The 20,323-nt window shown below is 73.0% G+C and carries 16 protein-coding genes; 11 read left to right on the top strand and 5 right to left on the bottom strand.

Annotated elements, in window-relative coordinates:
• Nucleotides 1-7 precede the first annotated feature (7 nt).
• The gene (locus IE275_RS19640) at nucleotides 8-643 is read left to right on the top strand and encodes an MBL fold metallo-hydrolase (protein WP_189712801.1); all 636 of its coding nucleotides are present in this window, start codon (nucleotides 8-10) and stop codon (nucleotides 641-643) included.
• A gap of 30 nt (nucleotides 644-673) precedes the next feature.
• The gene (locus IE275_RS19635; RefSeq protein ID WP_189712634.1) at nucleotides 674-1,453 is read left to right on the top strand and encodes an exodeoxyribonuclease III; all 780 of its coding nucleotides are present in this window, start codon (nucleotides 674-676) and stop codon (nucleotides 1,451-1,453) included.
• Between the two features lie 10 nt (nucleotides 1,454-1,463).
• Here IE275_RS19635 and IE275_RS19630 read toward each other — a convergent pair whose 3' ends face one another.
• A complete protein-coding gene (locus IE275_RS19630; protein ID WP_189712633.1) occupies nucleotides 1,464-3,251 on the bottom strand; it encodes an SGNH/GDSL hydrolase family protein in 1,788 nt (595 codons plus the stop codon).
• A gap of 163 nt (nucleotides 3,252-3,414) precedes the next feature.
• Between IE275_RS19630 and IE275_RS19625 the strand changes: the two genes are divergently transcribed.
• The gene (locus IE275_RS19625) at nucleotides 3,415-3,834 is read left to right on the top strand and encodes a DUF6278 family protein (protein WP_189712632.1); all 420 of its coding nucleotides are present in this window, start codon (nucleotides 3,415-3,417) and stop codon (nucleotides 3,832-3,834) included.
• A gap of 269 nt (nucleotides 3,835-4,103) precedes the next feature.
• Here the strand turns inward: IE275_RS19625 and IE275_RS19620 are convergent, their stop codons facing one another.
• Both IE275_RS19620 and IE275_RS19615 read right to left on the bottom strand, forming a co-directional pair.
• Complete coding sequence (locus IE275_RS19620) at nucleotides 4,104-5,675, bottom strand: alpha/beta fold hydrolase (protein WP_189712631.1); 1,572 nt, start codon at nucleotides 5,673-5,675, stop codon at nucleotides 4,104-4,106.
• Nucleotides 5,676-5,755: 80 nt separating this feature from the next.
• On the bottom strand, nucleotides 5,756-6,502 hold the full coding sequence (locus IE275_RS19615) for a hypothetical protein (RefSeq protein ID WP_189712630.1): 747 nt from the start codon (nucleotides 6,500-6,502) through the stop codon (nucleotides 5,756-5,758).
• Nucleotides 6,503-6,645: 143 nt separating this feature from the next.
• Here IE275_RS19615 and ggt point away from each other — a divergent pair, with 143 nt between their 5' ends.
• Complete coding sequence (ggt, locus tag IE275_RS19610; RefSeq protein WP_189712629.1) at nucleotides 6,646-8,445, top strand: gamma-glutamyltransferase; 1,800 nt, start codon at nucleotides 6,646-6,648, stop codon at nucleotides 8,443-8,445.
• Here ggt and IE275_RS19605 read toward each other — a convergent pair.
• Nucleotides 8,440-10,983 (bottom strand): ATP-dependent Clp protease ATP-binding subunit, encoded by a 2,544-nt coding sequence (locus IE275_RS19605; protein WP_189712628.1) that lies wholly within the window; start codon nucleotides 10,981-10,983, stop codon nucleotides 8,440-8,442. The genes ggt and IE275_RS19605 overlap by 6 nt on opposite strands.
• Nucleotides 10,984-11,212: 229 nt before the next feature.
• Nucleotides 11,213-11,983 carry a type I methionyl aminopeptidase gene (gene map / locus IE275_RS19600; RefSeq protein ID WP_189712627.1) on the bottom strand — a complete coding sequence of 257 codons (771 nt, stop codon included), beginning with the start codon at nucleotides 11,981-11,983 and terminating at the stop codon, nucleotides 11,213-11,215.
• Nucleotides 11,984-12,015: 32 nt separating this feature from the next.
• Between map and IE275_RS19595 the strand changes: the two genes are divergently transcribed.
• The 7 genes from IE275_RS19595 to hydA all read left to right on the top strand — a co-directional run bounded on the left by IE275_RS19595 (nucleotide 12,016) and on the right by hydA (nucleotide 20,315).
• On the top strand, nucleotides 12,016-12,267 hold the full coding sequence (locus IE275_RS19595) for a helix-turn-helix domain-containing protein (RefSeq protein WP_189712626.1): 252 nt from the start codon (nucleotides 12,016-12,018) through the stop codon (nucleotides 12,265-12,267).
• Between the two features lie 139 nt (nucleotides 12,268-12,406).
• The gene (locus IE275_RS19590; protein WP_189712625.1) at nucleotides 12,407-13,822 is read left to right on the top strand and encodes a hypothetical protein; all 1,416 of its coding nucleotides are present in this window, start codon (nucleotides 12,407-12,409) and stop codon (nucleotides 13,820-13,822) included.
• A gap of 180 nt (nucleotides 13,823-14,002) precedes the next feature.
• Nucleotides 14,003-14,845, top strand: a complete 843-nt coding sequence (locus IE275_RS19585) for a nitrilase-related carbon-nitrogen hydrolase (protein WP_189712624.1) — start codon at nucleotides 14,003-14,005, stop codon at nucleotides 14,843-14,845.
• Nucleotides 14,842-16,125, top strand: a complete 1,284-nt coding sequence (locus IE275_RS19580; RefSeq protein WP_189712623.1) for an aspartate aminotransferase family protein — start codon at nucleotides 14,842-14,844, stop codon at nucleotides 16,123-16,125. Before IE275_RS19585 ends, IE275_RS19580 begins: the two co-directional genes overlap by 4 nt.
• A 45-nt stretch (nucleotides 16,126-16,170) precedes the next feature.
• Nucleotides 16,171-17,757, top strand: a complete 1,587-nt coding sequence (locus IE275_RS19575; protein ID WP_189712622.1) for a PucR family transcriptional regulator — start codon at nucleotides 16,171-16,173, stop codon at nucleotides 17,755-17,757.
• Between the two features lie 155 nt (nucleotides 17,758-17,912).
• Complete coding sequence (locus IE275_RS19570) at nucleotides 17,913-18,755, top strand: nitrilase-related carbon-nitrogen hydrolase (protein ID WP_189712621.1); 843 nt, start codon at nucleotides 17,913-17,915, stop codon at nucleotides 18,753-18,755.
• Nucleotides 18,756-18,911: 156 nt separating this feature from the next.
• Nucleotides 18,912-20,315, top strand: coding sequence for a dihydropyrimidinase (gene hydA, locus IE275_RS19565; RefSeq protein WP_189712620.1), 1,404 nt, complete (start codon nucleotides 18,912-18,914; stop codon nucleotides 20,313-20,315).
• Nucleotides 20,316-20,323 lie beyond the last annotated feature (8 nt).

Raw genomic sequence — 20,323 nt, 5'->3', positions numbered from 1 at the left:
GACGACCATGAAGCTCACGAAGAAGTCGCACGCCTGCGTCCGGCTGGAGAAGGACGGGCGCACGCTCGTCCTCGACCCCGGCGGTTTCAGCGAGGCGGACGCCGCGGCCGGCGCGGACGTCATCCTGGTCACGCACGAGCACCCGGACCACTTCAACGAGGAGCGGCTGCGTACGGCCATGGACGCCAACCCGGCCGCCGAGATCTGGACCCTGCGGTCCGTGGCCGAGAAGATCTCGGCCGCCTTCCCGGGCAGGGTCCACACGGTCGGCCACGGCGACACCTTCACCGCAGCGGGCTTCGACGTCCAGGTCCACGGCGAACTGCACGCGGTGATCCACCCCGACCTCCCGCGCATCACCAACGTCGGCTACCTCGTCGACGGCGGCCGTGTCTTCCACCCCGGCGACGCCCTCACCGTCCCCGACCACGCGGTCGAGACGCTGATGCTCCCGGTCATGGCCCCCTGGAGCAAGATCTCCGAGGTGATCGACTACGTCCGCGAGGTGAAGCCGCGGCGCGCCTACGACATCCACGACGCCCTCCTCACCGACCTGGCCCGCCCGATCTACGACAACCAGATCGGCGCGCTCGGCGGCGCGGAGCACCTGCGGCTGACGCCCGGCGAGGCCACCGCCGTGTGAGTGTCAGTGGTGCCCGGTAGGTTGTCAGGCATGCGCATCGCGACCTGGAACGTCAACTCGATCACCGCCCGCCTGCCGAGGCTGCTGGCCTGGCTGGAGAGCAGCGGCACGGACGTGCTCTGCCTCCAGGAGGCCAAGCTGGCGGAGGCGCAGTTCCCGTTCGACCAGCTGCGCGAGCTGGGCTACGAGGCGGCGGTGAACGCCACCGGCCGGTGGAACGGCGTGGCGGTGCTCTCCCGGGTGGGCCTGGCGGACGTGGTCAAGGGCCTGCCCGGCGACCCGGGCTACGACGGTGCGCAGGAGCCCCGGGCGATCTCGGCGACCTGCGGCCCGGTCCGCGTCTGGTCGGTCTACGTGCCGAACGGCCGCGAGGTGGAGCACGCGCACTACGCCTACAAGCTCCAGTGGTTCGAGGCCCTGAAGGCGGCCGTCGCGGGTGACGCGGGGGGCGGCCGCCCGTTCGCGGTCCTGGGCGACTACAACGTGGCGCCGACCGACGACGACGTCTTCGACGCGGCGGCCTTCGAAGGCCTCACCCATGTCACCCCGGCCGAGCGGGCCGCTCTGGCGTCCCTGCGCGAGACCGGCCTGTCGGACGTCGTCCCGCGCCCCCTGAAGTACGACCACCCGTTCACGTACTGGGACTACCGCCAGCTGGCCTTCCCCAAGAACCGCGGCATGCGCATCGACCTGGTGTACGGCAACGCGCCGTTCGCCCAGGCCGTCAAGGACGCGTACGTGGACCGGGAGGAGCGCAAGGGCAAGGGCGCCTCGGATCACGCGCCGGTCGTGGTCGACCTCGACGTGTAGCGCGGGCGGCTCACAGCAGCGCCAGGTCCACCGACTCGGCGAGCGCCGCGTATCCGGCGTCGCCGGGGTGCAGATGGTCCCCGCTGTCGTACCCGGGCAGCATGCGGGCGGGGGCGGCGGGGTCGCGCAGCGCCCGGTCGAGGTCGAGCACGCCGTCGAACGTGCCGATGGCGCCCGCTTCCCGGATCCAGGCGTTCACCGCGGTCCGCTCGGCCTCCATGGCCGCCGTGTACCTCGCGGAGCCCCCGCACGGCAGCAGGGTCGCCCCGAGCACCCGTACGCCGTGCGCCCGCGCGCGCCCGGCGATCTCCCGCAGCCCGGCGGTCACCTCGGCCGCGGTCGTCCCGCCGCGCACGTCGTTGATGCCCTCGAACACGATCAGCGTGCGGACCGAGGTCTGGGCGAGCACGTCCCGGTCGAGCCGGTGCACGGCGCTGACCCCGCCGGCGACCGCGGACACGCCGTCGCCGGGGTAGCGGTCGCCGACCACGCGGTTCGCCGAGATCCCGGCGTTGAGCACGCCGTAGCGCGGCACCGCGTCCTGCGCGCGCAGCCGGGCGGCCAGGGCGTCGGGCCAGCGCCGGTTGGTGTCCGTCGTCGACCGGTCGCCGTCGGTGATCGAGTCCCCGAGCAGCACCACGGCACCGGGCCCGCCGCCCACGTCCACCCCGGTCAGCAGCGGCCAGGTGGTCACCGTCGTGCCGTACGCGGTCCCGGCCGGGTCCGCCGTGTGGTCCCCGGGTTCGCTGAGGTACGACCGCTGCACCGCGAGCGTGTGGGAGGGCGCCGAGGTCACGGTGCCGGGCAGGTGGAGGCTCACCAGCAGATCGGCCCCGGCGGGCACCGCGAAGGCGAGCGGATCGCTCACCGCCTGCGCCCCCGCGGGCACTTCGACGTCCGCCCGGCCGCCGAAGGACAGCGGCACCGGCACGGCCCGCGCGACGGCGTCCGCGGCCCGGGGGGCCACCGTCGCCGCGCCGATGCGCACCGGCGCGGACGCGAAGGGGTTGGCGAACCGCAGCCGTACCCGTGGTCCGCCGGCCGAGGTGTGGACCACCAGCCTCAGCGTCCGGTCGGTCCACGGCCCCACGGCAGGCAGCCCGGACGCCGACGCCGCCCAGCTGCCCGTCCAGCCCGGCGCCGCCTCCCGTACCGCCAGCGCGAACACATGCAGGTCGGGTGCGAGGGGCAGCCGTACCGAGGCCACCGCACGCCCGCGGACCAGCGGCACCGTCACGACGTACAGCCGGGCCCGCTCGGCGATCCGGCCGCCGGGGGTGTCGATGTGGGCCACGGCGAGTGCCTTGGCGCCGAGCGGCCCGGTGCGCCAGTCGGGCACGGTGAGCCGGTACCCGGAGGTGGAGCCGTCGGTGTAGCGGACCGTGCCGACGCCGTCCACGGTCGTGCCGGCGGTGCCGGTGGCCAGGAAGGCGAGGGCGTCGCCGCGGCCGCCGAGGCGTACGGCCTGTCCGGCGGCGCGTACGTTGTCGGGGGCGTCGGGGGCGTCGGGGGCGTCGGGGGCGTCGGGGGCGCCGGGTGGACGGCGCGGCCACGTCAAGCGGGCGCCGTCGACGTTCAGTTCACGGCCCGGGGTCCAGCCCGCGGCCGCGAGGTCGTCGGCCGGCAGGGCGTTGCCCGCGCCGTCCAGGTCCGTGTGGGCCGCGTTGTCGTACAGGGCCGCCAGCGGCAGCGGCGGGGGAAGGGGCAGCGGCCGGGCCGCGCGGACCGGCGCGGCCGGGGCCAGGAAGAGCCCGCACAGGGCGAGTACCAGGGGAAATCTCCGGACACCTCGGCGCAACCGCCGACTCCTCCCGCGCACGGTGATCAACAGCGGCTCGCGACGCTAGGGACCCGGGGGCCGCCGGTCAACGCGCCATGCGCGCCCGGCACCGGAATTCGACCGGAAGCGCCTGTCCGCGCGCCTGTGGTGCGCACGTCGGTGCGAATGACACGCTGGACGTATGAACATCCCTTTCCTGGGCAACAGGCGCAAGAAAGCCGGTCACGCCGTGCTCGCCGCGGACCCCGAGGGGGTGGCCGAACTCCTCTCCGAATGCGAGCTGCTGCGCTCCCAGGCGGGCCGGGCGGGTGTCCGGCTCGACGACACGGTGGCCTCGCTGGAGGCGCTGGACCAGCTGCTGCCGCGCTGGCGTGACGACGAGGAGAGCCTGCCCTGGCTGGGCAACGACGCCGGGCTCTATCTGGGCACGGTCATCGTGCGCACCGTGCCCGGTGCCGCGTGGGACTTCTGGCCGGACGGACAGCCCGTCGTCCGGCTGCTGTCCGGCCGGGAGTTCGATGTCGTGACCGCGGGTCAGGAGTGGGCCGTGAACGGGGTTCCCGAGCTGTCGCAGCTGTACGGCGAGGTGGCGGAGGCCTGACGGCCGTACCCCGTCCCGAGCGGCCGCGGGGGCGGCCGGCGGGCGGGCGAACCGCGGGACGTCACCCGGCCCTTCGGGGGCCGCCGGGTGCTCGCGTGCCCGGGTCTTGACGGGGGCGACTAGAGTGGGCCGTTCATCCCCCATGACCGGGGTCGCGACCGCCGCGGCGTAACCGGGGACGCAGCTGCCGGGTGGGGGACCCCCGACGGCCACCCGGTCGCAGGGGGCAGCAGTCACAGAGCCATACCCGCCCGGCGACCGGCCGGAGATCACTGCTCGCGCAGCGGAACCGACACGTACGACGGGTCGTTCGGCGGCGAGGAGAAGGTCAGCCGGGCGCCGGACGGGTTGTGCTCGATGTAGAGCGGGTCGACCGTGTCGACGACCAGGGCGAGTCGGTGCCCTGCCGGGACGTCGTAGGCCGTGGAGTACAGCTCCAGGCCGACACCGAACGGCTTTCCGGGCGTGCGCCCGTGGAAGGTGTACGGCGCGTGCGAGACCAGCTTGCCGAGGCCGAGCGGCCCCACGTCGTACAGGTAGGCGACGAGGGTGCCGCTCTCCTTGGTCGGGGTGACCGTGGTGTGCAACGTCGCGGTGCCGCGCACCTGTTGGGCGGTGGCGTACTTCTCCGACTGCCAGACGGCTGCCCAGGCGCGGGGGAGCAGGGGGATCGAGGCGACCGGGGGCAGCCGGGCGATCTGGTCGAGGATGCTGGAGAGGAAGACGATCCCGCCGTCGGCGCCGGAGTCGACGTTCGTGTGGATCGTGGTGGTGCCCGCGAGGGCGATCTTCCCGCGGTCGGCGTTCACCGACTTCCAGTCGGGATACCCCTCGTACGCGTGTGTGGACCGGGACTTGAGCTGCACGGGCTGTTCGGTGTCGATCCCGCTCGCCGTGCCCTTGAGGTAGCGGTCGAGCCAGCGCCGGGTGTCGGTCCAGACGTCGTTGGGCAGTCCGAACAGGCCGGTGAGTTCGGCGGTGCCGTGGTCGCCGGGGCGCAGCTCCAGCCGCTTCGGGCCGGTCAGCTTCTCGTAGAGGGCGGCGGACTGGTTGGGCGGGAAGATGGTGTCGCCCCAGCCGCCGGCGAGCATCACCGCGGCGCCGTTGCGGTTGAGTTGGTCCACGTAGGTCGTGGGTGAACGTTTCTTCCCCCAGGCGAGGATGTCCTGTTCCTTGGACAGGTCGGAGGAGTAGAAGGCGGAGAAGACCGCCCGGGACTCCGCGCTCTGCCGGCCGGTGACCGTGCCCGCCGTGTCGAGCACGGCGGCCGCCTGGAGGTGCTGGGTGCGGCCGGAGTAGATGGAGTCGATCAGGTCGCCCCAGCCGCTGAGCGCGGCGACGGCCCTGACGCGCGGATCGTGCGCGGCGGCCAGCAGGCTGATCCCGGCGCCGTAGGAGACGCCCGCCATGCCGATGTGCCGCGGGTCGGCGGGGGTGTGGGCGAGCGCCCAGTCGACCACCTTGGAGGCGTCGGCGACATCGTGCGGGCCCGCGACGTCGATCTCGCCGCCGGACTGCCAGAAGCCGCGCACGTTGTAACTGAGCACGACGTAACCGGATTCGGCGAGCTTCTTCGCCTGGGCCAGGTACTGGACCTGGGGGAAGCCCCAGCTCGTCGGCAGGACGACCAGCGGGTAGCGGCGGGTGCCGTCGGCGCCGGCCGGGGTGACGACGTTCGCCTTGAGGACGGTGCCGCCGTCCCCCGCGATGTCGACGTACCGGACGTCGCTCGTGGCGGCCTGCGCGGCGGGCGCGGCCCCGAGGACACCCCCGGCGATCAGGGACGCGGAGAGGACGCCCGCGGCGGTCGCGCGCAGGGCCTTGCGGGGCGGTCGTGCCACGGGTCACTCCTCGACATGCCTCAATGCAAAGTGACCCGACGGTAACCTCCGGTCCGTACCGAAGGTAACCCGTCGGTAAGTTACGTGGCAGTAACGATTGTTGCTTCAGGCAGCGGAGCCTGGGAGGCCCGTGTCACGTCCTCGACCAGTTCGACCACATCGGGGCCGTACGCCTGGGAGTTGATGACCTTCAGCAGCAGGACGAACGAGTGGTTCCCGTGCTTGCGGGCCAGTCGCTCGTGATGGCGGACGAGGTAGCGGGTCGCGGCCTGGTTGGTGATCGCGCGCTGGCCGCAGAACAGGAACACCGGCCGTGTCGCGTGCCGCCGGCCGGCCGTGAGCCGGGCCAGCAGGACGTACTCGGTGACGCCCGGCTCCATCCGGTAGTGCTCGGCGCCGATCTGGAACGCCAGCTTGTCCGGGCCGGGTTCCGGGTCGGTGTTGATCCGCACCCCGGGCAGCATGGCGTTGAGGTGGGCCGCCATGCGCCGGTTCGACCCCGGACCGCCGACGCAGAACTCCGTCCGCTCCCCGAACCCCTGTCTGGCCGCGTCCTGGGTGACCACCTCGGCGCCTGCGCCGCAGTCCTTGATGAGCGCGGCGAGTTCCAGGAGCGCGAACACGTCGTGGCGGTGCACCGCGAGGTCGGCGCTGCCCGCGTCGCGGTTGACGACGAGCAGGGACTCCGAGTTCTCGGGCAGCCCGAAGAAGGCCTGCTTGCGCCGGAGTTTCCGGCGCCACAGATAGGTCCGGGCGACCCAGCCCAGCGCGGCGCTGATACCCGCCGCGACGACACCCAGGACGATATTGCGCACGTCGTCGTTCATGGGCGCGCATGGTAGCGGTCCATCATGCGAGGGACGTACCCGTGTTCGAGGTGTGGCAGTCGTATGACAGTGCCCCGAGGCGCCCTGTCGGGGCCCCCGCGATGTGGTTACGCTGCGCGGACGGTCCCGGACTGGAGGTACGGATGCGTCGCCCTGTCGCACGGAAACTGTCGGTCCTGGCGGTCTCGGCCGCCGTGGTCTCGGTGGGGGCGGCGGCGCCACCCGCCGCCCAGAGAACGGCGGTCGACAAGGTACCGGTCGCCGTCGGCTACGGCGGTGCCGTCGCCAGCGTCGACGCGGACGCCTCCGCCGCCGGCATCGAGGTGCTCAGGAAGGGCGGCAACGCCGTCGACGCGGCCGTCGCCACCGCCGCCGCCCTCGGCGTCACCGAGCCCTACTCCTCCGGCATCGGCGGAGGCGGCTACTTCGTCTACTACGACGCCGGGTCCCGCACGGTGCACACCGTCGACGGACGCGAGACCGCGCCGCTGACCGCCGACTCCGGACTCTTCCTGGAGAACGGCAAGCCGCTCGCCTTCGCCGACGCCGTCAGCAGCGGCCTCGGCGTCGGTACCCCGGGCACCCCCGCCACCTGGGCGACCGCACTGGACCGCTGGGGCAGCAGAAAGCTCGGCACGCTCCTGAAGCCCGCCGAGCGCCTGGCCCGCGACGGCTTCACCGTCGACGACACCTTCCGCTCCCAGACCGCCGCCAACGAGACCCGCTTCCGCTACTTCCCGGACACCGCGCGGCTGTTCCTGCCGGGCGGGCAACTCCCCGTCGTCGGCTCGACGTTCAAGAATCCCGACCTCGCCGCGACCTACGCCGAACTGGGGCGCAAGGGCGTCCGCGCCCTGTACCGGGGCGCCATCGGCGAGGACGTCGTCGACACCGTCAACCACCCGCCCGTGGACCCGGGTTCGACCTGGAACGCCCGCCCCGGCAAGCTGACCGCCGACGACCTCTCCGCCTACCGCGCCAAGCTCCAGGCGCCCACCAGGACGACGTACCGCGGTCTCGGCGTCTACTCCATCGCGCCCTCCTCCTCCGGTGGCACGACCGTCGGCGAGGCGCTCAACATCCTCGAGGGCACGGACCTCTCCCGGGCCACCGACGCGCAGTACCTGCACCGCTACATCGAGGCGAGCCGGATCGCGTTCGCCGACCGCGGGCGCTGGGTCGGCGACCCCGCCTTCGAGGACGTACCGGCCAAGGAACTGCTGTCCCAGCGGTACGCCGACTCGCGCGCCTGCCTCATCCGGGACGACGCGGTGCTCACCAGCCCGGTCGCGCCCGGCGACCCCCGCCACCCGGCCGCCTGCGCCACCGGCGGCACGGCGGCGCCGACCACGTACGAGGGCGAGAACACCACACATCTCACCGTCGCCGACAAGTGGGGGAACGTCGTCGCCTACACGCTCACCATCGAGCAGACCGGCGGCAGCGGCATCACCGTGCCCGGCCGGGGCTTCCTCCTCAACAACGAGCTGACCGACTTCTCCTTCGCCCCGGCCAACCCGGCCGTCCACGACCCGAACCTGCCCGGCCCGGGCAAGCGGCCCCGGTCCTCGATCTCCCCGACGATCGTCCTCGACCGGCACGACAGGCCGGTGCTCGCGCTCGGCTCGCCCGGCGGCGCGACCATCATCACCACCGTGCTCCAGACCCTCACCGGATTCCTCGACCGGGGCCTGCCGCTCGTGGACGCGATCGCCGCACCCCGCGCCAGCCAGCGCAACGCGGCCCAGACCGAACTCGAACCCGGCCTCTACGACAGCGAGGTACGGGCGCAGCTGGAGAAGATCGGGCACTCCTTCCGGCTCAACCCCGAGATCGGGGCCGCCACCGGAGTCCAGCGGCTGCCCAACGGCAAGTGGCTGGCCGCCGCCGAGACCGTCCGCCGGGGCGGCGGCTCGGCGCAGGTGGTCCACCCGGCCTCATAGTTCGGCGGTGGGGACGGGCGGCCCGGTACGGAACGCGAGCCGCCCGTCCTCCACCTCCACCCGCACCCGCTCGCCCTTCGCCAGCCGGCCGTCGAGCAGCAGCCGGGACAGCTGGTTGTCCACCTCGCGCTGGATCGTCCGGCGCAGCGGCCGGGCACCGTACTCCGGCTCGTGGCCGCGCTCCGCCAGCCAGTCGACGGCCTCGTCCGCGAACTCGACCCCGATGCCCTGCGCGTGCAGCAGCCGCCGGGTCTTCTCCAGCAACAGGTCGGTGATCCGCCGCAGTTGCCCGGCGGTGAGCCGGTGGAAGACCACGATCTCGTCGATGCGGTTGAGGAACTCCGGCCGGAAGTGGTCCCGCAGCGGCCGCAGGATCCGCTCGCGCCGCTCCTCCTCGTCCGCCGCCGCGCCGCCCGCGCCGAAGCCGACGCCGGTCCCGCGCCGGGTGATCGCCTCCGAACCCAGGTTGCTGGTCATCACGATCACCGTGTTGGTGAAGTCGACCGTGCGGCCCTGGGAGTCGGTGAGCCGCCCGTCGTCGAGGACCTGGAGCAGGATGTTGAAGACGTCCGGATGCGCCTTCTCCACCTCGTCGAGCAGCAGCAGCGAGTACGGATGCCGGCGCACCACCTCGGTGAGCTGCCCGGCCTCCTCGTGCCCGACGTATCCGGGCGGGGCACCCACCAGCCGGCTGACCGTGTGCCGCTCCTGGTACTCGCTCATGTCGAGTCGGACCATGCGTTCGTCGCTGCCGAACAGCGCCTCCGCGAGCGCCCGGGCGAGCTCCGTCTTGCCGACGCCGGTCGGCCCGAGGAACAGGAAGCTGCCGATCGGCCGGTCCGGGCTGGCCAGCCCGGCGCGCGAGCGCAGCACCGCGTCCGCGACGACCCGTACGGCCTCCTCCTGGCCGACGACCCGCTCGTGCAGATGCTCCTCCAGACCCAGCAGGCGGTCCTTCTCCTCCTGGGTGAGCCGGGCGACCGGGATGCCCGTCTGACGGGACACCACCTCGGCGACCGCCTCCGCCGTGACCTCCAGATCCAGACCCTCGTCGGCCGCGTCCTCGCCGCTCTCCTCGGAGATCCGCCCCTTCAGCTCGGTGATCCGGTCCCGCAGCCGGGTGGCCTGTTCGTACTGTTCGTCGGCGACCGCCTGGTCCTTGTCCCGGACCAGCCGTTCCACCTCGCGCTCCATGGCCCGTACGTCCGTGCCCTTGGTCCGGGCGCCCAGCCGCACCCGGGCGCCCGCCTGGTCGATCAGGTCGATCGCCTTGTCGGGCAGCCGCCGGTCGGTGAGATAGCGGTCGGACAGCTCCACGGCCGCGACCAGTGCCTCGTCGGTGTAGCGGACCTGGTGGTGGGCCTCGTAGCGGTCGCGCAGCCCACGCAGGATCTCGATCGCGTCCGCCGGCGAGGGCTCGGGGACCAGGATCGGCTGGAACCGGCGGGCCAGCGCCGCGTCCTTCTCGATCCTGCGGTACTCCTCCAGCGTGGTCGCGCCCACGACGTGCAGTTCGCCCCGGGCCAGCGCCGGCTTGAGGATGTTCCCGGCGTCCATCGAGCCGCCCTCGCCGCCCCCGCCCGCTCCGACGACGGTGTGCAGCTCGTCGATGAACACGATCAGCTCGTCGGAGTGGGCGCGGATCTCGCCGACGATGGCGTTCAGCCGCTCCTCGAAGTCGCCCCGGTAGCGGGTGCCCGCCACCACGCCCGTCAGGTCCAGGGCGACGACCCGGCGGCCGTCGAGGACGTCCGGCACGTCACCGTCGGCGATGCGCTGCGCCAGCCCCTCCACGACGGCCGTCTTGCCGACGCCCGCGTCACCGATCAGCACCGGGTTGTTCTTGCCGCGCCGGGAGAGCACCTCGATGGTCTGCTCGATCTCGTCGTCCCGGCCGATCACCGGGTCGATACCGCCCTGGCGGGCGAGGTCGGTGAGGTCGCGGCCGTACTTGTCCAGGGTGGGGGTGCCGGTGGGCCGCTGCCGTTCGGGGTGGGCCTGCGCGGTCTCCGGGGCCTCGGGCGGCAGGCCCACGGGCGCGAACCGGGCCGCGTTGAGGATGTGCCCGGCGGCGGAGTCCGGGTTCGAGGCGAGGGCGCTCAGCACGTGCTCCGGGCCGATGTGGCCGGCGCCGCGGGACCTCGCCAGGTCGTGGGCGTCGAGCAGGGCGCGCTTGGCGGCCGGGGTGAGGGACAGCGAGGTCGGCGGGGGCGCCTCGCCCGGCAGGTGCTGGACCGGGCCCGAGCGCTCGTCGATCTGCGTCGCGAGGGAGTCCGGGTCGGCGCCGGCCCGGCTGAGCAGACTGCGGGTCGGCTCCGCCGAGAGGGCCGCGCGCAGCAGGTGCTCGGTGTCCAGGTCGCGGCTGCCGTGTTCGGCGGCGTACTGGGCGGCGCCGCGGACCAGGTCCCGGGCCGGCTGGCTGAGGAGCTGGCCGATGTTGATCTGGCGGGGGCCGGGGCGGGGCCCGCCGAAGAAGCGGGCCAGGAATTCGCCGAAGGGGTCGCCGTAGCCCTCCGGGCTGGGGTAGCCGCTGGTCATGGCGTTCCGATCGATCGACGTGCGGGGCCGGGTGCCCTCGGCTGGGGCGGTTACACCACCTTGGCACGTTCCGATTTGGGCGGCATGTCCTGCGGAAGCCCTGCGGCGTGTCCCTCGGGGCGCTCGCGTGCGGCGGGCCGGGGCGGGGCCCGCGTGGACGGTCGCGCCCACGCGGTGGAGCCGCTCGTCGATACGGCCCTCGCGCCCTCGCGCCCCTCGCCGGGCCGCCCTAGCGCCGTTCGGTCAGAACCCTGGGTCCGCTGTCGGTGATCGCCACCGTGTGTTCCGCGTGGGCCGCCCTGGAGCCGTCGTTCGTCTTGAGGGTCCAGCCGTCGGGGGCCGCGTGGTAGTCGTCGGTGCCGCCCGCGATCAGCATGGGCTCGATGGCGATGACCATGCCGTGGCGCAGGCGCAGCCCGCGTCCCGGGCGGCCCTCGTTGGGGACCCCGGGGTCCTCGTGCATATGGCGGCCCACGCCGTGGCCGCCGAAGCCGTCCGGGATGCCGTAGCCCGCCGTGCGGCACACCGTGCCGATCGCGTGGGCGATGTCGCCGATGCGGTTGCCGACGACCGCCGCCTCGATGCCGGCCGCGAGGGCCCGCTCGGCCGTCTCGATCAGCCGGACGTCCGCCGGGCGGGGCGTGCCCACCGTGAGGCTGAGCGCGGAGTCGCCGACCCAGCCGTTCAGCCGCGCGCCGAAGTCGGCCGAGAGCAGGTCGCCGTCGCGCAGCCGGTAGCCCGTGGGGATGCCGTGCACGATCGCGTCGTTCACCGAGGCGCAGAGCACCGCGGGGAAGGGCACCGGGGCGAAGGAGGGGCGGTAGCCGAGGAAGGGGGAGGTGGCCCCCGCCTCCCGCAGGACGTCGTGCGCCAGCTCGTCCAGCTCCAGCAGGGAGACGCCCACGTCGGCGGCGTCCCGCACGGCCGTCAGGGCTCGTGCGACGACCTGGCCCGCCTCGTACATGGCGTCGATCGATGTGTCGGTTTTGAGTTCCACCATGCCAATTACTATACCGGTATTAGAATGACGGCATGGTGCGTACCCCGTTGACCCCACAGGAGCGCGAGCGCGGCGAGCGGCTCGGGCGGCTGCTCCGCGAAGCCCGCGGCGGCCGGAGCATGACCGAGATCGCGGCGATCGCGGGCATCTCCGCCGAGACCCTCCGTAAGATCGAGACCGGCCGGGCCCCGACCCCGGCCTTCTTCACCGTCGCCGCGCTGGCCGGCGCGCTCGGACTGTCCATGGACGAGCTGGCGGGGGCGTGCGTGCTCGCCGCCGCGTGAGGGCCCGGGGCACGCCGGCGCTCCCCCGGCCGGGGCGGGAGCCCGTCGCGTCCCCTTCGAAAACTCGCCGTAGCCGCGCTGTAACACAACTGGTGTTTTCTTACGGGTCGGAGTGTTCCGGTCGGGCGGGAGTTGGGCGATGACTTTGGATCAACTCCCCGGCCGGGTGCGGGAGTTCGCGAACTACCTGAACGGGCTGCTGGCGCGCCTCGACCAGGGCGCCGGCTGGTGCGCCGTGTTCTGGCAGCGCGACCCCGACGGCATGCGGGCCTGCCTCGACGGGCGCGAGGTGCCGCCCTGGGACGTGGTGGAGGCCCTGCTCCAGGACCTCGCCACCGAGCACGGCACCCCGGCCGCCGCCCAGGAGGCGCAGCGGGTGAGGCCCCTGCACGGCGCCGCCCTCGCCGCGCACGACGCCCGGCCCGGCGGCCGCGACGCCCTCGGGGACCGGCTCGACGTGATGCTCCGCGAACAGCGCTACGCCGTCGAACGCCAGGCCGAACTGGGGCGCAGGCTCTCCGCCGCGGGCACCCGCGAGGAGGCCGACGCCCTCCGCCTCGACCTCGCCTGGGCCCACGACGACCATGAACGGGCCACCGCCCGGTGCACCGAACTCCGGTACCGGATAGCGGAGTTCGACCGACGGGCGGCGGCCCGGCGGCAGGCGCGCGAACACGGCCCGGCGGAGCCCGGGCCCACGGTCGCCGCATACGACAACCGGGCACCCGGGGGCGGGCCCGGCGCCGCCGGCGATCCCGAGCGGGCACGCGAACCCCGGATCGAGCCCGAGCCGGACACCCCCGCCTCCGTCCCCAAGCAGCGCAAGCGCCGCCGGGGCGGTGCCCGCTTCGCCGGGATGGTGGAGGAGGAGACCGCCCCCGTCGCCGAACCCCCGGCCCCCGAGCCGTCCGCGCCGCGCGCGCCCGCGCCCACCGGCCGCCGGTCGCCGCGCGGGGCCCGGTTCGCCGGGGCGGCCGCCGAGACCGTGGAGCAGCGGTCCGAGCCGCGCCGGGAGCCGCTGGGCGCCGAGGCCCGGCGGGAGACCGTCGAGGCCGTGGAGCGGCTGGTGGCCCTGCGCGCCGAGGGCCGCAGCGGCGAGGCGCACGCCCTGCTCGTGGAGTGCGCCCACTGGCCCGCCGCCCGGATCCCGCTGCTGGCCGCCGAACTCCAGCGGGCCGGGCTCTCCGCCGACTGGACGACCCTCCTGTGGGAGACCGCCTCCCTGCCCGCCGACCGGCTGGTCGCCGCCGCGGACGCCCTGGCCGCCGTGGGGCGCACGGCCGACGGTGAGCAGATCCTGCGGCAGGGCGTCGCCCGCCCCGCCGCCGAGATCGGACAGGCCGTCCTGGCGCTGGTCGAGGTGGGGCGCCACCGCGAGGTGCGCGCCCTGCTGGACGCCTACGTCCGGGTCCGCACCCCCGAGGAGGCGGCCCGCAGCGTCGCACCGGACCCCCGCTCCCTCGTCCCGCTGCTGCTGGAGGCCGCCCGGGGCGTCTCCGACCAGCGCCACTGGGACCTGGTCCACGCCCTGCGGGTGGCCGGCCTCACCACCTGACCGCGGCCGCGCCGCTACGCCGTCCGGCGCCGGGCTCACCCACCGGAGTGTGAAACGCGATCGACTCCGCGGGTTAACGGCGATGGTCTTGGCAAGCCCCTCCTGGAGGCTTACGTTCGTCCCTCTACGACCTTCGTCTACGGGCGTAGAGGCTCTGACGTCCCGTCGAAGGAGCAGCTCATGGCCAACGTCGTACGTGCCGCACTGGTCCAGGCCACCTGGACCGGTGACACCGGGTCCATGGTGGCGAAACACGAGGAGCACGCGCGCGAGGCGGCCCGGCAGGGCGCGAAGGTCATCGGGTTCCAGGAGGTCTTCAACGCCCCGTACTTCTGCCAGGTCCAGGAACCGGAGCACTACCGGTGGGCCGAGCCGGTGCCGGACGGGCCGACCGTACGTCGTATGCAGGAGCTGGCGCGCGAGACCGGCATGGTGATCGTCGTCCCGGTGTTCGAGATCGAGCAGTCCGGCTTCTACTACAACACCGCCGCCGTGATCGACGCCGACGGCTCCTACCTCGGCAAGTACCGCAAGCACCACATCCCGCAGGTCAAGGGCTTCTGGGAGAAGTACTACTTCAAGCCGGGGAACGCGGGCTGGCCGGTCTTCGACACGGCCGTCGGCAAGGTCGGCGTCTACATCTGCTACGACCGCCACTTCCCCGAGGGCTGGCGGCAGCTGGGGCTCAACGGCGCCCAGCTCGTCTACAACCCGTCCGCCACCCACCGGGGCCTGTCCAGCCACCTGTGGCGCCTCGAACAGCCGGCGGCGGCCGTCGCCAACGAGTACTTCGTCGCGGCGATCAACCGTGTGGGAGTCGAGGAGTACGGGGACAACGACTTCTACGGGACGTCGTACTTCGTCGACCCGCGAGGCGAGTTCGTGGGCGAGATCGCGAGCGACCGGAGCGAGCAACTCGTCGTCCGCGACCTGGACTTCGACCTGATCGAAGAGGTGCGGCAGCAGTGGGCCTTCTACCGCGACCGCCGCCCGGACGCCTACGAAGGGCTGGTGCAGCCGTGAGCGACCTGTACGCGCGTCACCGGAGGGTCCTGCCGGACTGGCTGGCCCTCTACTACGAGGAGCCCCTGGAGATCACCCACGGGGAGGGACGGTACGTCTGGGGCGCCGACGGCACCAGGTACCTCGACTTCTTCGGCGGGATCCTGACCACGATGACGGCGCACGCGCTGCCCGAGGTCACCAAGGCGGTGAGCGAGCAGGCCGGGCGGATCGTCCACTCCTCCACCCTGTACCTCAACCGCCCGATGGTGGAGCTGGCCGAACGCATCGCCCAGCTCAGCGGCATCCCGGACGCCCGCGTCTTCTTCACCACCTCCGGCACCGAGGCCAACGACACCGCGCTGCTGCTCGCCACCACCCACCGGCGCAGCAACACGATCCTCGCGATGCGCAACAGCTACCACGGCCGCTCCTTCAGCGCGGTCGGCATCACCGGCAACCGCGGCTGGTCCCCGACCTCGCTCTCCCCGCTCCAGACGCTCTACGTGCACGGCGGGGTGCGCGGCCGCGGCCCGTTCGCCCGGCTGAGCGACGAGGCGTTCATCGCCGCCTGCGTCGACGACCTCGAGGACCTCCTCGGCCACACCCGCCCGCCCGCCGCCCTGATCGCCGAGCCCGTCCAGGGCGTCGGAGGCTTCACCTCGCCCCCGGACGGCCTGTACGCGGCCTTCCGCGAGGTGCTGCACGAGCGGGGCATCCTGTGGATCGCCGACGAGGTGCAGACCGGCTGGGGCCGCACCGGCGACCACTTCTGGGGCTGGCAGGCACACGGCCGCAGCGGCCCGCCGGACATCGTCACCTTCGCCAAGGGCATCGGCAACGGCACCTCCATCGGCGGCGTCATCGCCCGCGCCGAGATCATGAACTGCCTCGACGCCAACAGCATCTCCACCTTCGGCGGCACCCAGCTCACCATGGCGGCCGGCCTCGCCAACCTCACCTACCTCCTCGAACACGACCTCCAGGGCAACGCCCGGCGGGTCGGCGGCCTCCTCATCGAGCGGCTGCGGGCCGTCGCCGCCCACGACCCGGGCATCCGGGAGGTACGCGGGCGCGGACTGATGATCGGCGTCGAGCTGACCAGACCCGGCACCGACACCGCCGACCCGGACCGGGCCACCGCCGTGCTGGAGGCGGCCCGCGCGGGCGGCCTGCTGATCGGCAAGGGCGGCGGGCACGACACCAGCGCCCTGCGGATCGCGCCGCCGCTGACCCTGACCGTCGCGGAGGCCGAGGAGGGCGCCGCGATCCTCGAAACCGCGCTGAGGAACACGCAGTAGCACCGGCCCGGCGCCCGATCGCCGGTCGAGCAAGGGAACACCGCCATGACCAGCACCCCGGAGCCCTGGGGCCCCGTCGAACCCCTGGAGCCCGCTCTGTCGGTGCGCCGGGTCCTGACCCTGGAACGGGTCCTCGCCGGGGAACCCGAGGTGGTGGCCGGCGCCGCCCAGCTCGACCGGCCGGTGCGCTGGGTGCACGTCGCCGAGGCCGCCGACGTCGGCGTGATGCTCACCGGCGGCGAGATGGTCCTCACCACCGGCGTGCTGCTCGCCGGCGACGAGAACGCGCAGGCCGAGTACATCCGGTCGCTGCACCGGGCCGAGGCCGCCGCCGTGGTCCTCGGACTCGGACGCGCCTTCCCCACGACGCCGGACGTGATGCGGCGCGCCGCCGAACGGTGCGGCCTGCCCATGGTCGTCCTGCACCGGCCCTTCCCGTTCGCCGAGCTGACCGAGGAGGTGCAGTCCCGGCTCGTACGGCGCAAGTTCGCCGCCGTCAGCCTCTCCGAGGCCGTACGGACGGCGCTCACCGGGCTGATCACCGCCGGGGCGCCGCTGCAACGGCTGCTCGACGAGATCGCCCACCACACCGGCTGTCCCGTCGTCGTCACCAACCTCGCCCACCGGGTGCTGGCCACCGCGGGGGAGCGGCCCGCCGTCGACGACGTGCTGCGGGACTGGGAGCGCATCGCCCGGCAGGCCGGCGGCAGCGAGGGAGACGGCTGGATCCGCGCCGAACTGGGCGGGCGCGGCGAGCGGTGGGGGCAGATCATGCTCTGCGGCTACCGCGGCGACACCGCGGGCGGGCGGCTCCTCGCCGACCGGGCCGCCGAGGCCCTCGTCCTGCACCGCATGCTCGGCGGCACCTCCGCCCACACCTGGGAGGAGCAGTCCGCGCAGAGCCTGCTGACGGACCTGGTCTCCGGCGTCGTACCCGCCCGGCAGCTGCTGCCGCGGGCCCGGGCGGCCGGGCTCCCCGTCAACCGGCGGACGTTCGTCCCGCTGGTCGTGCGGGACGGCGATCCCGCCCAACTGGAGCGGATGCTCAGGCTGCTGGGCCTGCCGGGCCTGGTGGCGGAGTTCGCCGAGGGGGCCGTCGCCGTGCTGCTCAGCCTCGCCCGCGACCAGGACGCCGACGCGCTCGCCGCGCACTTCGCCACCCGGCTGCGCACCGAGTCGGGCGAGAGCCGCACGGTCGTCGCCGCGGCCGATCCGCGCATCGTCTGGGACGACGTGCCGACCGGGCTGCGCGAGGCCCAGCACGTCGCCGACGCCGTCGCCGATTCCTCCGCCGCCCTCGATCTCCCCGCCGTCGTCCGCCTGCGGGACGTCCATCTGCGCGGTCTGATACGGCTGTTGCGGGACGACCCGCACGTGCAGTCCTTCGCCGAGCGGGAGTTGGACGGGCTGCTGTGCGCCGGGGCGGGCGACGACCTGCTCGCCGTACTGCGCACCTATCTCGCCTCCGGCCGCAACAAGTCGCGCACCGCGCAGCTCCACCATGTCTCCCGGCCCGCGCTGTACCGCCGGCTGGAGGCGATAGAGGCGCGGCTGGGTGTCGACCTGGACGACTTCGAACAGGCCGCCTCGGTGCACATCGCACTCCTCGCGCACGATGCGCAACAGGCTTGAAACCTGCGACGACCTGGGAAAACGGCGGTGAAACATGAGTCCAGGAAGACGTGACACAGTGACACGCCGGGCTCCCGCAGACGTGACACGGTGCAACTCAAATGGGTCTTCAGGGCTTTCTAGGCTCCTCGCACACCGAGCGACCGGAGGTCCCGATGAGCAGAGTGATCCGTGCCGCCGTCTTCCAGACGGCCTGGACCGGCGACAAGGAATCGATGATCCAGGTGCACGAGCAGGCGGTCCGCGACGCGGCCGCGCAGGGTGCTCAGGTCCTGTGCTTCCAGGAGCTGTTCTACGGACCGTACTTCTGCCAGGTCCAGGACCCGGCCTTCTACGAGTACGCCGAGCGGATCCCGGACGGCCCGATCGTCCAGCGCTTCCAGGCACTCGCCCGCGAGCACGGCATCGTCCTCGTGCTGCCGATGTACGAGGAGGAGCAGCCCGGCGTCCTCTACAACACGGCCGCCGTGATCGACGCCGACGGCTCCTACCTCGGCAAGTACCGCAAGCACCACATCCCGCAGGTGAAGGGCTTCTGGGAGAAGTTCTACTTCCGCCCCGGGAACGTGGGCTGGCCCGTCTTCGACACGGCCGTCGGCAGGATCGGCGTCTACATCTGCTACGACCGCCACTTCCCCGAGGGCTGGCGCGCGCTCGGTCTGGAGGGCGCCGAGATCGTCTTCAACCCGTCGGCCACCTCGCGCGGCCTGTCCGCCTATCTGTGGCAGCTGGAGCAGCCGGCGGCCGCCGTCGCCAACGAGTACTTCGTCGGCGCGATCAACCGGGTCGGCACCGAGGAGCTCGGCGACAACGACTTCTACGGGACCTCGTACTTCGTGGACCCGGAGGCCCAGTTCGTCGGCGAGGTGGCGAGCGACAAGGAGAGCGAACTCGTCGTCCGCGACCTGGACCTGGCCAAGCTGCGCGAGGTCCGCGACCGCTGGCAGTTCTACCGCGACCGCCGCCCGGAGGCCTACGGCCCGCTGACGGCTCCGTGACCGTTGCGGCTCCCCGCGCCCGTGTTCTTCAGGGGCGCGGGGCCCTGACACATGCGGCTCCGCCGCGATGGGGGTCCCCCGCTCGAGCGCAGCCGAGAGCGGGGGAGCGCCCCCCACCGACCCGCACCCGACCGACTACCTTTCCGGAGCCGGAACATGAGCAGCCGTAAAATCATCCGCGGCGGTCTCGTCGTCACCGCGTCCGACGAGATCCATGCCGACGTCCTGATCGAGGACGGCCGTATCGCCGCCCTCGCCGCCTCCGGCACCCCGGCCGCCGAGGCCTGGACCGCCGAGACGGTCATCGACGCCACCGGGAAGTACGTGATTCCGGGCGGGGTCGACGTCCACACCCACATGGAGCTGCCGTTCGGCGGCACCTTCGCCTCCGACACCTTCGAGACCGGCACCCGGGCGGCGGCCTGGGGCGGTACCACCACGATCGTCGACTTCGCCGTGCAGAGCGTCGGCCACACCCTGCGCGAGGGCCTGGACGCCTGGCACGCCAAGGCCGAGGGCAACTGCGCGATCGACTACGGCTTCCACATGATCGTCTCCGATGTGAACCAGGAGACGCTCAAGGAGATGGACCTGCTGGTCGAGGAGGGGGTGACCTCCTTCAAGCAGTTCATGGCCTACCCGGGGGTCTTCTACTCCGACGACGGCCAGATCCTGCGCGCCATGCAGCGCTCCGCCGAGAACGGCGGCCTGATCATGATGCACGCGGAGAACGGCATCGCCATCGACGTCCTGGTGGAACAGGCGCTGGCGCGCGGCGAGACGGACCCCCGGTACCACGGCGAGGTCCGCAAGGCGCTGCTGGAGGCGGAGGCCACCCACCGGGCGATCAAGCTGGCGCAGGTCGCGGGCGCCCCGCTCTACGTCGTGCACGTCTCGGCGGCGGAGGCGGTCGCCGAGCTGGCCAGGGCCCGCGACGAGGGCCTGAACGTCTTCGGCGAGACCTGCCCGCAGTACCTGTTCCTGTCGACGGACAACCTCGCGGAGCCGGACTTCGAGGGCGCCAAGTACGTGTGCTCGACGCCGTTGCGGCCCAAGGAGCACCAGGCGAAGCTCTGGCAGGGACTACGGACCAACGACCTCCAGGTGGTCTCCACCGACCACTGCCCGTTCTGCTTCGTCGGCCAGAAGGAGCTGGGCCGCGGGGACTTCTCCAAGATCCCCAACGGGCTGCCGGGCGTCGAGAACCGGATGGACCTGCTCCACCAGGCCGTCGTCGACGGGCACATCTCGCGCCGCCGCTGGATCGAGATCGCCTGCGCCACCCCGGCCCGCATGTTCGGCATGTACCCGAAGAAGGGCACCATCGCCCCGGGCGCCGACGCCGACGTCGTCATCTACGACCCGCACGCCGAGCAGACCGTCTCCGCCGAGACGCACCACATGAACGTCGACTACTCGGCGTACGAGGGCAGGCGCCTCACCGGGCGCGTCGAGACGGTCCTCTCGCGGGGCGAACCCGTCATCACCGAGCGGGAGTACACGGGACGCGCGGGTCACGGCGTCTACACCCCGCGCTCCACCTGTCAGTACCTCAACTAGGAGTGGCG

It is taken from the genome of Streptomyces phaeofaciens (assembly GCF_014648915.1).
GTDB classification, from domain to species: domain Bacteria; phylum Actinomycetota; class Actinomycetes; order Streptomycetales; family Streptomycetaceae; genus Streptomyces; species Streptomyces phaeofaciens.
This window is presented reverse-complemented; position numbering and strand designations above follow the sequence as displayed.